At 57.0% G+C, this 13,429-nt stretch carries 8 protein-coding genes and 1 pseudogene; 7 read left to right on the top strand and 2 right to left on the bottom strand.

Translation table 11 applies throughout. The annotated features are described in order from the left end of the window. Window positions 1–21 precede the first annotated feature (21 nt). Window positions 22–2,115, bottom strand: coding sequence for a methionine--tRNA ligase (metG, locus tag AMM33_RS20480; RefSeq protein WP_090143088.1), 2,094 nt, complete (start codon window positions 2,113–2,115; stop codon window positions 22–24). Window positions 2,116–2,200: 85 nt separating this feature from the next. Between metG and AMM33_RS20475 the strand changes: the two genes are divergently transcribed. From AMM33_RS20475 to apbC, 7 genes and pseudogenes are all read left to right on the top strand, one after another. Further along, complete coding sequence (locus AMM33_RS20475; RefSeq protein ID WP_090143101.1) at window positions 2,201–2,938, top strand: UPF0149 family protein; 738 nt, start codon at window positions 2,201–2,203, stop codon at window positions 2,936–2,938. A 30-nt stretch (window positions 2,939–2,968) separates the two neighbouring features. After that, window positions 2,969–4,363 (top strand): AAA family ATPase, encoded by a 1,395-nt coding sequence (locus AMM33_RS20470; protein WP_090143087.1) that lies wholly within the window; start codon window positions 2,969–2,971, stop codon window positions 4,361–4,363. Next, window positions 4,360–4,920 (top strand): hypothetical protein, encoded by a 561-nt coding sequence (locus AMM33_RS20465; protein ID WP_194945614.1) that lies wholly within the window; start codon window positions 4,360–4,362, stop codon window positions 4,918–4,920. Before AMM33_RS20470 ends, AMM33_RS20465 begins: the two co-directional genes overlap by 4 nt. Before the next feature lie 21 nt (window positions 4,921–4,941). Beyond that, a complete protein-coding gene (locus AMM33_RS20460; protein WP_090143085.1) occupies window positions 4,942–6,807 on the top strand; it encodes a site-specific DNA-methyltransferase in 1,866 nt (621 codons plus the stop codon). A 1-nt stretch (window position 6,808) separates the two neighbouring features. Next, complete coding sequence (locus AMM33_RS20455) at window positions 6,809–7,207, top strand: HI0074 family nucleotidyltransferase substrate-binding subunit (RefSeq protein ID WP_090143084.1); 399 nt, start codon at window positions 6,809–6,811, stop codon at window positions 7,205–7,207. Next, window positions 7,204–10,260 (top strand): DEAD/DEAH box helicase family protein, encoded by a 3,057-nt coding sequence (locus tag AMM33_RS20450; RefSeq protein WP_090143083.1) that lies wholly within the window; start codon window positions 7,204–7,206, stop codon window positions 10,258–10,260. The genes AMM33_RS20455 and AMM33_RS20450 overlap by 4 nt, the downstream gene beginning before the upstream one ends. A 34-nt stretch (window positions 10,261–10,294) precedes the next feature. Then, window positions 10,295–11,392, top strand: a pseudogene (apbC, locus tag AMM33_RS20445) (iron-sulfur cluster carrier protein ApbC); the annotation flags it as partial. Between the two features lie 144 nt (window positions 11,393–11,536). On the opposite strand, the gene AMM33_RS20440 reads toward apbC, so the two are convergent. Then, a complete protein-coding gene (locus AMM33_RS20440) occupies window positions 11,537–13,285 on the bottom strand; it encodes a hypothetical protein (RefSeq protein WP_090143081.1) in 1,749 nt (582 codons plus the stop codon). Window positions 13,286–13,429 lie beyond the last annotated feature (144 nt).

Raw genomic sequence — 13,429 nt, 5'->3', positions numbered from 1 at the left:
TGCAGCGTTCTTACGGGGGGGTCAGTGAATCCGCATGCCGGGCTTGGCACCGGGCCAGGGGTGCAGCACATGGATGCCCGGCTCGGCTTTTTCGTCGGCGTGGCTGGCGGCCAGCACCATCCCCTCCGACACACCAAACTTCATCTTGCGCGGGGCCAGATTAGCCACCATGACGGTCAGCTTGCCAATCAGGTCTTCGGGCTTGTACATGCTGGCGATGCCACTGAAAACGTTGCGCATGCGTCCCTCGCCCACATCCAGTGTCAGGCGCAGCAGCTTGACCGAGCCATCGACGGGTTCGCAGTTCACGATCTGGGCAATGCGCAGATCGACCTTGGCGAAGTCGTCGATGCTGATGGTGGGGGCGATCTCTTCGCCGCCGGGGATGATTTTTTCTTCGACCACGGCCGGTGGCTCGAAGAGGGCGTCGAGTTGTTCGGGTGTGACGCGTTGCATGAGGTGCTGGTAGGCGTTGATGGTGTGGCCCGCGCCCAGCAGGCTTTGCGCTTGGGCAAAGGTGAAGGGACCCACATTCAGGAAGGCCTCAACCTGCGCGGCCAGGGCGGGCAGCACGGGTTTGAGTTGCAGGCTGAGCAAGCGGAAGGCTTCGATGCAGGTGCTGCATACGTCATGCAAGCGGGCGTCTTGGCCTTCTTGTTTGGCCAGGTCCCAGGGCTTGTTTTGGTCCACATAGCTGTTGACCTTGTCGGTCAGCAGCATGATCTCGCGCAGGGCTTTGGCGTATTCTCGTTCGTCGTAGAGCCCGGCGATGGTGGGAGCAGCGGCTTGCAAGGCCGAGAGCAGGGCTTGGCCGTCGGCGCTCACCGTGCCGAGTTGTCCGCCAAAGCGCTTGGCAATGAAGCCGGCCGAGCGCGAGGCAATGTTCACAAACTTGCCAATAAGGTCGCTGTTCACCCGCGCCATGAAGTCTTCGGCGTTGAAGTCGATGTCTTCGTTGCGGGCCGAGAGTTTGGCCGCCAGGTAGTAGCGCAGCCACTCGGGGTTCATGCCCAGGCTCAGGTACTTGAGCGGGTCCAGGCCCGTGCCGCGGCTCTTGCTCATCTTCTCGCCGTTGTTCACGGTGAGGAAGCCGTGAACGAAGACACTGTTGGGCGTTTTGCGGCCACTGAAATGCAGCATGGCCGGCCAGAACAGCGTGTGGAAGGTGACGATGTCTTTGCCGATGAAGTGGTACTGCTCCAGCGCGGGGTTGGCCATGTAGGCGTTGTAGTCTTCCCCGCGCTTGTCCAGCAGGTTTTTCAGGGACGCCAGGTAGCCCACAGGCGCGTCGAGCCAGACATAAAAGTACTTGCCCGGCGCGTCGGGGATTTCGATGCCGAAGTAGGGCGCATCGCGCGAGATGTCCCAGTCGCCCAGGCCTTCGCTGGTCGTGCCGTCGGGGTTGGTGCGCACCGAAAACCACTCTTTGACCTTGTTGGCCACCTCGGGCTGCAGCTTGCCGTTTTGTGTCCACTGGCTCAAAAACTCGACGCAGCGCGGGTCGGAGAGCTTGAAGAAAAAGTGTTCCGAGGTTTTGAGCTCAGGCTTGGCACCCGACAGAGCCGAGAAGGGGTTGATCAGGTCGGTGGGCGCGTAAACCGCGCCGCAGCTTTCGCAGTTGTCGCCGTATTGGTCTTTGGCGTGGCACTTGGGGCACTCGCCTTTGATGAAACGGTCCGGCAAGAACATGTTCTTTTGCGGGTCAAAGAACTGCTCGACCGAGCGCACCTCGATCAGCGAACCACCATCGGCAGCCGAAATGTCGCGCAGGTCACGGTAAATCTGGCGGGCCAGTTCGTGGTTTTCCGGCGCATCCGTGCTGTGCCAGTTGTCGAACGCAATGTGAAAGCCGTCCAGATAGGGCTTGCGGCCCGCTGCGATGTCGGCCACGAACTGCTGGGGCGTTTTGCCCGCTTTTTCGGCAGCGATCATGATGGGCGCGCCATGGGTGTCGTCCGCGCCCACAAAATTGACCTGGCTGCCCTGCATGCGCTGGAACCGCACCCAGATGTCGGCCTGGATGTATTCCATGATGTGGCCGATGTGGAAATTGCCGTTGGCATACGGCAAGGCGGTGGTGACAAAGAGTTGGCGGGGCGCGTTGGGGGCAGACATGGGTGTAAACCTTCAAGATAAGGGGGCGATTTTATAGGTCGGACCCCCTGTGGGCTGGCCATCGGCTCTGCGACAATCCCAATTTATGAATCACAACCCCTTTTGGACGCCCGAGGAAGTTGAATTTCTGGACCAATTTTTGTTCAGGGATGACGCTCCAGAACATTGCATGGACGTGACCATGCTCGATGGTTACCTGACTGCGGTGGTTTCTGGCCCTGAACTGATCATGCCCAGCGAGATGCTGCGCTGGGTCTGGGACACCGAAGACGGGCAAGAAGGCGCTCATTTCAAAGACCAGGCCGAAGCCGAAAAGGTCATGGGGCTGATCATGAAGCAATGGAACGCCATTGCACAAACATTGACCGAGTCGCCCGAGCTTTATGAGCCTCAAATTTACGAGCGTGAATTGGACGATGGAACCCATGTGCCGATCATTGATGAGTGGTGCATGGGCTACCACCACGGCATCAGCATTGGCGGCAAAGCTTGGGACACCTTGATGCTGGAACAACCAGAACTGCTGAGCACGGTGCTGTTGTATGGTTCTCCAGATGGCTGGGCGGCCTTGGAGCTCTTGAATCAGGACGATTCCGAACACCAAGCCGCAGCGGACGGCTTGGGCGACACAGTCCGCCAAGTGCACGCTTATTGGCTGGCCCAACGCAGACAACAAAAAGTCAGCGGCCAAGTGCAGAGCCCCATTCGTGGCGCCAACACCCCGCTCCAGCCCGTGCGGCGCGATGGCCCTAAGCTGGGTCGAAATGAGCCTTGCCACTGCGGCAGCGGACGCAAGTACAAGCACTGTCACGGGGCGAACTGAGCGATTGCCTGAACGAACTGAAGGAAAGACATGCATCACCTCATCAACTTCAAAAATTTTGCGGATGCCCGAATTGACTTGTTAAAACCGGTGACATTGCTCATTGGGCGAAACGGGGCAGGCAAGAGCAATGTGATTGAAGGCGTGGAGCTCTTGGCCGAATTGGCGCAGGGTCGGTCTTTGCACGAAATCAGCGATGTGGGGCGCGGCGGAGGCAGCACGTTTGAAATTCGGGGGGGATTGAGGAATTGCCCTCGAAGAGAGCATGCTCGCTATGACCCTGTCGATGACGTGATCGAGCCGGGTCAACTTGCCTTGAAGTTTTCTGCACAGCTCAGTGGCGTAGCGGTCGAGTACACCATCAGTCTCGTCACTGGTAATTCGCCTCACATTGTCGAAGAGAGATTGACTTGGGGGGAAAGAACACTTTTTGAAACGGTGGACCGAGTCAACCGAGATAACGACGACATCATTCAGGTTCGGTTTGATAACTTTGCGAAGGGGGGTAAAAAACCCATTCGTGCCATGACGGCCCAAGTCTCAACCCTGTCCCGGTATGACACATTGCCAACCTCTGAGAGCAAAATGTCGGGTCAGGCGTTGGTCGTTGTGAACGCTATTCGGAGCCATTTGAAGCACTCCTATGTGTTTGATCCTCATCCCAAACGCATGCGCGACTATGAAAACATGGGGCAAACCCAACTGTTTCGTGATGGTGCCAATTTGGCCTCTGTCCTCTACAGCTTGAAGTTGTTGGCTGAAACAGATGTCCCAGCCGAAGAGCTCAAAAAAAATCGAATGGTGGCCGCTGTTCGACAACAGAATGCGAAAACATCATTTGAGTTGATTTTGCAGAGAATTCGGCAATTGCCAGAGGACTCTTTCACGGATTTTGTTTTCGAAAAAACCAGTTTGGGCGAAGTCGGATTGGGTTTTCGTTACAGCGATCAATCGGTGCTCAGTTCGCGCCAAATGTCAGACGGCACATTGCGAGCTTTGGCCATCTTGACGGCTTTGGAAACCGTGCCAACAGGTTCACGGTTGGTCGTCGAAGAAATTGACAATGGCATCCACCCAGCCCGTGTGAAGGTGCTCATGGACGCTGTCTGGGAGACGGCTAAACGCCGCAATCTCAATGTCTTGGCCACCACCCACAACCCCGCTACGCTGGATCAACTCAGTGATGAGCAAATCAAATCCGTGGTGTTGTGCTTCTATGACCCCGCTGTTGGCGCATCCCGGTTGCTCCCTATCCCAGACCTCCCGGCTTCTGAGTCAATGCTGGAGCAAGGGCGTTTGGGGGAATTGATGACCCAGCAGGTGCTGGAAAAACATGTGCAACCGGGCTTTGCCGAAAAGCGTGCCGAGCGCGGATTGCAATGGCTCCAAAAAATTCAAGAGGCCAACAGAAAGTTCGTGCTGTGAGCAAGCAGGCCAAATCTAATCCATCGGTGAGTGTTGTGCGCTTGATTGTGGTAGATACTTCTTATTTGTTAGAACTGTTTCAAGTGCCCGATTGCAGCAGTGATCGCGCTTACGTCCCGATTTTTCAACGGTTTGAAAATGCCCGACGTATGACCGATCAGTTGCAGGTGCCTTTGCCTGTTTTGTTTGAGTTGGGTAACCATGTCGCAGATGTGAAAAATGGACAAGAGAGAAGACGCTTGTCCGCCATGTTGGTGGAGACCGTAGACATCTGGCTCTCGGGCGAAACACCTTTGACGATTGTCTCGTCCATGAACGATGCCAGAACCGTTCAGGACTTCCGTGATGCGGTCACGGGATTGACCCAAGAATTTAAAACCTTGGCCCCTGATCGCCAAGGTTTGACCAATGCGGCCATTGCACTGGAAGCCAAAAAATTGCGTGACAAGCACAAAAACAGCTCATTGAAAACATACCTGGTTCACATCTGGACCACCGACAAAAAATTAAAAGCACTTGAACCCGACGCCGAGGCCAATGCCTTCGTTGGTGTTTGATGCTGTGCTGAAAGAAAACCTATGCCCGAAATCGTCTTCAAAGGCAAAGAATATGTGTACAACCACCACCTGACGGTGCCTTATCGGCCGTTGGTGGTGGACAAGGCCAAAGGGATCGGGCCGGGGGATCTGAACAGCAGTCTGGTCATTCACGGGGACAACCTGCACGCGCTCAAGGCCTTGCTGCCGCGCTATGCGGGCAAGGTGGATTTGGTGTTCATTGACCCGCCTTACAACACAGGCAACGAGGGCTGGTGCTACAGCGACGGGGTGAACAGCCCGATCATGAAAGAGTGGCTGAGCACCAATCCGGTGGACGGCGAGGACATGCTGCGGCACGACAAGTGGCTGTGCATGATGTGGCCGCGCCTGGTGTTGCTGCGCGAGCTCATGGCTGACCAAGGTTCGATCTGGATCACGCTGGACGACAACGAGGTTCATCGGGCTCGAATGATGTTGGACGAGATTTTTGGCGCTGAGAATTTTGTGGCTAATGTTGTTTGGCAAAAACGAACTTCACCGGAAGCACGAAAGAAACTCGGAGCTGCAAATGATCACATTCTTGTCTATGCGAAACAAAAAATTGAATTGTCTTTTTCCAAGTTAGAGCGTTCGGTGGAGCAGGTAAATGACTTTTCAAACCCAGACAGTGACCCCAAGGGACCTTGGACCTCAACCGATTTGACGGCACAAAACCCCGATCCTAGTAAACGCAAGGATCAGCAATACAAAATTACGCTTCCAAGCGGAGAGGTTGTTGAACCACCGCCAGGGCGTGCATGGTCAAATCTTGAACCAGAGTTTTTGCGATTGAAATCTGAGGGAAGAATTTGGTTTGGAGTTTCTGGAAATGCACGTCCGAGGGTCAAAACATATCTTGATGAAAGCGTAGGCGTTTCCAGCTGGACTTGGTGGACAAATGAAGAGGTTGGGCATAACCAAGAGGCCAAGAAAGAAATTCTTGAAATTCTTGGCCCAAAGAATGCTTTTGATTACCCAAAACCAACGCGGTTGATTGGACGAATACTGGATATAGCAGGTAAGAAAGACTCGATCATCCTCGACAGCTTTGCCGGCAGTGCCACCACCGCCCACGCCGTGCTCAAGGCCAACGCGAAAGACAACGGCCGCCGCCAATTCATCTTGGTTGAGGGTGAGGACTACGCCGACCGCTTGACCGCCGAGCGGGTGCGCCGCGCCATCCAGGGTTATGCCTGGTCGGGCACGCAGCGCGAGACGCTGCTGGAAGAAAAGATCAATTTCACCCAGTTCAAAAAAGCCGCCGACTGGCTGGCCAAGGTCGAGGCGATCAAGCAGCGCGAGGGTTTTGTTGAGGTGCCCGATGACCTGCTCAGCCAGGCTGCTGGCGCAGGCAGCGCTACGGCCACCCACAAGCGTTTTGACAAGATCAACGTGGAGCTGAAAGACGGCGTGCTGCGGGTGGAAGGCGAAAAGAAAGTCTCTGAACGCGCTGAAGGCCTGGGCGGCGAGTTCACCTATTGCACGCTGGGCGATCCGCTCAACATCGAGAAGATGCTGTCCGGCGAAAACCTGCCCACTTTTGAGGCCTTGGGGGCGTGGCTGTTCCATACCGCCACGGGCGGCACCTTGCCACCCACCCCCAAAAAAGCCCCGCGCTTTTATCTGGGCGAGGCGGCCGATGCCCATGTTTGGCTGGTGTACGAGCCGAGTCTGGCCTTCCTCAAGTCGACCGAGGCGGCGCTCAACCTGAGCCGGGCGCAGGCCTTTGCCCAGTGGGGCGCGGACAAGGGCGATGGCAAAAAACACCTGGTGTTTGCCCCGGCCAAGTATTTGAGCAACAAGCAACTGGCTGAGCACCGCATGGACTTTGCGGCGCTGCCGTTTGCTTTGTTAAGGGGGTGGTGAAATGGCTTTTTCTCAGAGTACGAAGCTGCAGTTAGAGAAGTTTGCGCAAGCCCTGGCGACGTTGAAAGAAACGGCTCAGGACAGCGAAGACCGCAAGACACGCGATTCGCTGTTGCTGCGCTTTGTCTACACGTTTGAAATGGCTTGGCAAGCCATGCGGGCCGTGCTGCAGGACAAGGGAGATGTGGAAACCCCGAGGGTGGCATTTGCTGCGTTGGAGACGGCATTCAAGATGCGCTACATCACCGATGAGTCCTTGTGGGATCGCTTGCGCAAAGGTCGCAATGGGGTGAGCCATGCCTACGACGAAGACATGGCCATCAGTCTGGCCGCCATGGTGCGCCTGGATGCCATTCCCGAGTTCGAGCGCGTACTGGCGCACCTGCAGGCGCAAGCATGACGGCCGTGGTTTCCAATGCGGTGATCGACTTTGGCTTGGGGCCAGATCTCACGCGGCAACTGCATGAGGTGTTTGATCGCTTTGTGGGGTTGGCGCGCGTGTGGGTTTATGGGTCCCGCGCCCGGGGCGACCATCGCCTGGCGTCAGACGTTGATCTGATGGCGGATGCGCCCGATTGGAGCGCAAAGGACTTCACCGCGCTTTGGGCAGCTGTGGACGATTTGCGTTCGCTCAGGGGCATTGATTTGAGCCATTGGCAATCGACTTTGAGCGATGGCTTCAGGCAGCAGGTGGAAAAAGACCGGCAGGTGTTTTGGCAGCCCCGCCAAGCGGCGGTGAGCTTGCCCCGTGCGCTGGGTTTTGACGACCTGAAAGACTTTCAGGCCAAGTCGCTGCTCAAGCTCGATGGCTATTTGGCCGAGTTGCGCAGCGCCCGCGCCGATTCTGATCAGGCTTTGGCGGCCATGGCGCAGGTCAAGGCCATGGAAAAGATGAGCGAGGCCAAGCAGTCGCTGGCCGATTTCCCCAAGGCGGCTTGGCAGGCTTTGCATGATGCGCGTGCTTTGCCAGAGGCCTATGCCGAGCGCCCGCATTCCAGCCGCTTTGACGGGGCTGGCCGGGCCATTCCGAATGTTTGCCTGAAGGTGCCCACGGGCGGCGGCAAGACGCTGCTGGCTGCGGCCAGCGTGGGCAAAGTGTTTGAGGGGTATTTGCGCCGGTCTACCGGCCTGGTGCTGTGGGTGGTGCCCAACGAGGCGATTTACCGCCAGACCCTCAAAACCCTTGCCAACCGCGACCACCCTTACCGGCAAATGCTCAACGTGGCTGGTGCGGGGCGGGTGAAGATTTTGGAGAAAGACTCGCCGCTGTCGCGCCTGGATGTGGAGAGTCACTTGTGCGTGATGGTGCTGATGCTGGCTTCGGCGGCGCGGCAGTCCAAAGAGACGCTGCGCTTTTTCCGGGACCGGGGCAATGTGCAGGGCTTTTTGCCGTTCGAAGACGACATCGAGGCTCATTGGGCCTTGTTGGCCGATGTGCCCAACCTGGATGTGTATGGCAGTGTTTGGGCTGACGGATCGGGCAAGGATTCGGGCGGTATGGAGGCTCGCCAAAAGGGCAGCATTGTCAAAAGCTCTTTGGGCAATGTGATGCGGCTCGTGCGGCCCATGGTGGTGATTGACGAAGGGCACCACGGTTACACCGACAACGCTTTGCGCACCATTGACGGGTTCAACCCGTCGTTCATGCTGGAGTTGTCGGCCACACCGCGTGTGGCCGAGGCGGGCTCGTCAGCCAGCAAATCGACGGGTGCGGTGTCGGGCTCCAACATTTTGGTGGACGTTCGCGGCACCGATCTGGATGCCGCCGAGATGATCAAGCTGCCCATTCATGTGGATGTGCGTGCATGGGCCGACTGGCAAAGTTGCTTGTCGGCCAGCGTGGACCAACTCAATGCGCTGGCCCGGCAGGCCGAGGTGCTGCAGGGCGAGACGGCGCGCTACATTCGGCCGATTTTGCTGGTGCAGGTGGAGCGCACGGGCAAGGACCAGATCGATTCGGGCTTCATCCACGCCCAGCATGTGCGCGAGTTTTTGGCGCAGATGGGTTTTGCCGAGACACAAATCCGCGAGAAAACGAGCGACAAAGACGAGTTGGGCGACGAGGATTTGCTCTCGCCCACCTCGCAGGTGCGGGTGATCATCACCAAGCAGGCCCTGCAAGAGGGCTGGGATTGCCCCTTTGCCTATGTGCTGTGTTCCTTGGCTGCCAGCAAGGGCAAGCGGGCGCTCACGCAATTGGTGGGGCGCATTTTGCGGCTGCCCCATGTGGCTAAAACGGGGCATGAGGCGCTGGACGCTTGTTATGTGTTTTGCCATGACATCCAGACCGGCGAGGTGGTCAAGGCCATCAAGCAGTCGCTGGAGACCGAGGGCATGGGCGACTTGGCCATGGCGGTGCGGGGTGGCGGGGGCCACGAGCCGGATGATCCGAAACTGCGCCAATTGACCCGGCGCGAGGGGCTGGCGCATTTGCGCTTGTTCTTGCCCACCGTGACCTGGGCCGAGCCTGGCCAGCCCCGGCGCAAACTGGTGTACGAGAGCGATGTGCTGGCCCGCGTGCCCTGGCAAGACCTGAACCCCGAGACCTTGGCTGTGGGCTGGAAGCCCAGCCAGTCGCTGCGCATGTCGGGCAGCGAGGCCCGCTTGATGGTGGATTTGACGGTGCTGCAAGACGTGCAGGCACCGCTGCGCCGTGCGCGCAATGAGTCCACCGAGGCATTGACCTTGGACCGTGGTCAGTTGGTGAGGGCGCTGGTCGACATTGCCCCCAACCCCTGGCTGGTGTGGGGCTGGGTCGATGCGGTGGTGCAGCGCTGTTTGCAGACCTGGGCCGAATCGGCGGTGGCAGCGTCGGCGGCCACGTTGATTGAGCAGTTGCGGGTTGAGCTGCAGGCCTGGCGTGACGAGATGGCTCAGAAGGTGTTTGAGGCGTTGACGGCACAAGGGCGCATCGAGTTTCGTTTGCGGGCGGATGCCACCGATTACGAATTGCCCAACCACGACGAATGGCTGCAAACCGGCAAGGCCCACAAGCTCACCCGCAGCGATGGCTTGAGTGATGTGCAAAAGAGCTTGTTGGTGCCTGCCTTGCAAACGCCCGATATGAATGACTTTGAGGCGGCTTTTGCAGGCTATCTGGACGAGCAGACCGCCTTGCGCTGGTGGCACCGCAATGTGGCCAAAACCCAATATGGCTTGCAGGGCTGGCGCAGGCACAAGGTGTATCCAGACTTCGTGTTCGGCTTTTTGAGCGAGGGCAACGAGGCCCGCCTGGTGCTCATGGAAACCAAGGGCCTGCACCTGGACAACGAAGACACCGATTACAAACAAGCGCTGTTGGCCCGGCTGACAGAGGCTTTTTGCGATGAACGCTTTGCGCAGGCGGGTGACTTGGCCCTGGAACAAGACGGCCGCACGCAACTCGAATGCAGCCTGGTTTTTGACCGCGCATGGCGTGCGGACATCGACCGACGCTTTTTTGGGCAGAACTGAAGCCCGTTAGACTCGAAACCAATTTTTTTCAACAAAGAAACCCATGGCGACCACCGAACAACTCCTCCAGGCCCTGCAAGCCGTCATTGACCCCAACACGGGCAAAGATTTCGTTTCCACCAAAACCCTGAAAAACCTGCAAGTCGAAGGCGGCGATGTCGCCTTTGATGTGGAGCTGGGCTACCCGGCCAAGAGCCAGATTCCCGGCATTCGACAGGCCTTGATTGCCGCCGCCAAAGGCGTGGCGGGCGTGTCCAACGTGTCGGCCAACGTGACCAGTAAGATCACGGCGCACGCCGCCCAGCGCGGTGTGGCCCTGCTGCCGCAGGTCAAAAACATCGTGGCTGTGGCCTCGGGTAAGGGTGGCGTGGGCAAAAGCACCACCGCCGTGAACCTGGCCCTGGCGCTGGCTGCCGAGGGTGCCAAAGTGGGCCTGCTGGACGCCGACATTTACGGCCCCAGCCAGCCCATGATGATGGGCATCGAAGGCCGCCCCGAGAGCGAAGACGGCCAGACCATGGAGCCGCTGGAGAACTACGGCGTGCAGGTCATGTCAATTGGCTTCCTGGTCAACGCCGACGAAGCCATGATCTGGCGCGGCCCCATGGCCACCCAGGCGCTGGAGCAGTTGCTGCGCCAGACCAACTGGAAAGAACTCGACTATTTGATCGTGGACATGCCCCCGGGCACGGGCGACATCCAGCTGACGCTGAGCCAGCGCGTGCCCATGACGGGCGCGGTGATCGTGACCACCCCGCAGGACATTGCCCTCTTGGACGCCAAAAAAGGCGTGAAGATGTTCGAAAAAGTCGGCGTGCCGATTTTGGGTCTGGTGGAAAACATGGCGGTGCATGTGTGCACCAACTGCGGTCATGTGGAGCACATCTTTGGCGCTGACGGCGGCAAGAAAATGGCTGCCGAATACGGCATGGACTACCTGGGTGCACTGCCCCTGGACATGCAAATTCGCCTGCAGGCCGACAGCGGCAAGCCCACCGTGGTCTACGACCCCGACGGCGAAGTGGCGCAAATCTACAAGGCTGTGGCCCGCCAGGTGGCGGTCAAGATCGCGGCCAAGGCCAAAGACTTCTCGTCCAAGTTCCCGACCATCAAGGTCAGCAAGGACACCTGATTGAAGGCGCTGCATACCCAGCACGGATCAAGCTGGGATTCACAGAGTCCGTGCCGCTGATCAAGCTGAAAACAAAAAGCCAGTCGATTTGATTCGACTGGCTTTTTGCTGGGACCCAGCCTTTGGGGAGGCTGGGTTCATCGGTCAGTTGATTTTTGGCAATTTAGCCGTATTCAAAATGGCATCCATGGCGGTCTTGTTCAAGAACTCATCCGCCACGCTGCCCGTGAAGGCGGGGCGATAGACACCGCTGTACAAATTACCGTCTTTAACGCCGAACAAGAAGAAATTGCCAGGTGACTCATCAAAAGGCTGAGCACGAACAATCAGGACATTTTGGCCGTGAACGGGCTTGATTTCGTAAGTGGCTGTGCCCGCAGGTTTGTCGCAGATGCTTCCTAGCGCATTGCAAGCTACCCAAAGACTCACAGTACCGCTATTTGGGTTTGTAGATGCGTCAAAAGTAAAGCTGAAGGAAGAATAATCATAGGGTTTGAACCTGATACCAGGGCTGCCAGAGCTGGGAGTTGCATATGCGGCAATCAAATTGGAGATGCTGGTCAAACCCTCGTTTTTTGGCCCTGTGACAGGGTTTTTTCCCCAAATTTGGTACTCGTCGGTCAAGTTGGTGAAGACGGTCAGGTGGATTTTTGAACCCTCGGGGAATTTGAAGCTCTCAAACCCGGTTGGGGTCACTCGTCCCAATTCGTCCAGGGATTTCGCTCCTACGTCCAGCGTGCGAACGCTGAGGGTGGCCTTGCTGTTGTATGCGCAATTCAGCTCGGCTTTGGCGGGGCCTTTGTCTTCGATCGAGCCATTCTCGCAGCCCTTGTCTTCTTTCCAGCCATCTTTCGTCAAAACAAACTCAGGATCGCCATCTCCTGAGCCTTCTTCCCATCTGTCATTGGTTAACCCAAAACCATTGACCGTAAGCTTGCCATCGGCGACGGAAACTTTGACGTACTGCGGTCGATTTTCTTGCAGCAAGTTAGGCAAGTAGACGCCCTCGCTCAACAACTTTGCGATAGAGCTGGGTGCCGATGCGTTGGTGGTCAGTCGTGCCACGGCTAAAAGCTCGCTGGCGTTGGGTTTGAACAAGTTCGAAACCATCAGTTCATTAATGCTGGCGGACACTGACTTTTTTGGGTCAGCATTTTTGTACAACTTCAGCGCATTGTCTTGCGCATATTGAGCTGCAGCCATGATGGCTTCGCGAGCTGAGCCTTTGTTTTCTTGGATAAGTGCCTGGACTTGCCCGAGTGCAGCAGCGATGACCTGGGCTTGTGTGTGCAGTGTCTTGGCGGAGTCGTCCGTAGCTTTGGCTGCTACGAAATCTTGATTCAAATTGACGGTATGACCAAGGCCCAGGCGAGATCGAACTGCGTTTTGTGCGCCTTCCATGGCTTTGTTGTTGGCGATCATGTCGTGCGACACCAAGGTGGTCAGTGGGCTGATCACGGCTTTGGTCAGGGTGTTGTCTGAATTGACATAGGCCGCAACAGGGGCCAACATGCTGAACCCTTTTTTACCTGCTTTATCCAGCGTAGATCCACCATCATCGCTGTCATATGCATCTGTTGGCACAACTGTCAGCAAATGGGCATTCTTCAAAGCATCCGCGCTGATGGCGCTGACATCCAGGGTGTATGCGCCGTTGACGCCACTTTTTGCCGTGGGTTCACCTTGATCGCAGCTTTGGTTGTTGTTGAGGTCAAGGCAGACCGTGGCACCGTTGATATACCCGTCGATGACTGCACCACTTAAGTTTGTGATGGTTCCACCGCCACTGCCTCCTCCTCCTCCGCATCCAGCCAGGGCGCTAGCGATTAAGGCACCTGCACTGAAACGCCAGAAAGTGGATGGTTGTGCGGTTAAGTTGCGCGTGGATGTCATAAAAACTCCTTGTTTTTGGAATTAAAAATTCTACATAGTTATGTTTAAATATTTATAAAACGAACTTTTGGTAACAAAAATAATCGTGCCTTGAAGGATTCTTCAAGGTGGGCAGCGATGGCTCAATGGATGTGAGTCGGTGGA

The sequence above is a fragment of the Limnohabitans sp. DM1 genome, from assembly GCF_001269385.1.
Classification (GTDB): Bacteria; Pseudomonadota; Gammaproteobacteria; order Burkholderiales; family Burkholderiaceae_C; genus Limnohabitans_A.
The sequence above is the reverse complement of the archived record's forward strand: the minus strand, read 5'-3'. Positions and strand labels throughout refer to the sequence as shown.

Coding starts and splice junctions, on each gene's coding strand:
- metG (WP_090143088.1), bottom strand. CDS start 2,115: ATGTCTGCCCCCAACGCGCCCCGCCAACTCTTTGTCACCACCGCCTTG.
- AMM33_RS20475 (WP_090143101.1), top strand. CDS start 2,201: ATGAATCACAACCCCTTTTGGACGCCCGAGGAAGTTGAATTTCTGGAC.
- AMM33_RS20470 (WP_090143087.1), top strand. CDS start 2,969: ATGCATCACCTCATCAACTTCAAAAATTTTGCGGATGCCCGAATTGAC.
- AMM33_RS20460 (WP_090143085.1), top strand. CDS start 4,942: ATGCCCGAAATCGTCTTCAAAGGCAAAGAATATGTGTACAACCACCAC.
- AMM33_RS20455 (WP_090143084.1), top strand. CDS start 6,809: ATGGCTTTTTCTCAGAGTACGAAGCTGCAGTTAGAGAAGTTTGCGCAA.
- AMM33_RS20450 (WP_090143083.1), top strand. CDS start 7,204: ATGACGGCCGTGGTTTCCAATGCGGTGATCGACTTTGGCTTGGGGCCA.
- AMM33_RS20440 (WP_090143081.1), bottom strand. CDS start 13,285: ATGACATCCACGCGCAACTTAACCGCACAACCATCCACTTTCTGGCGT.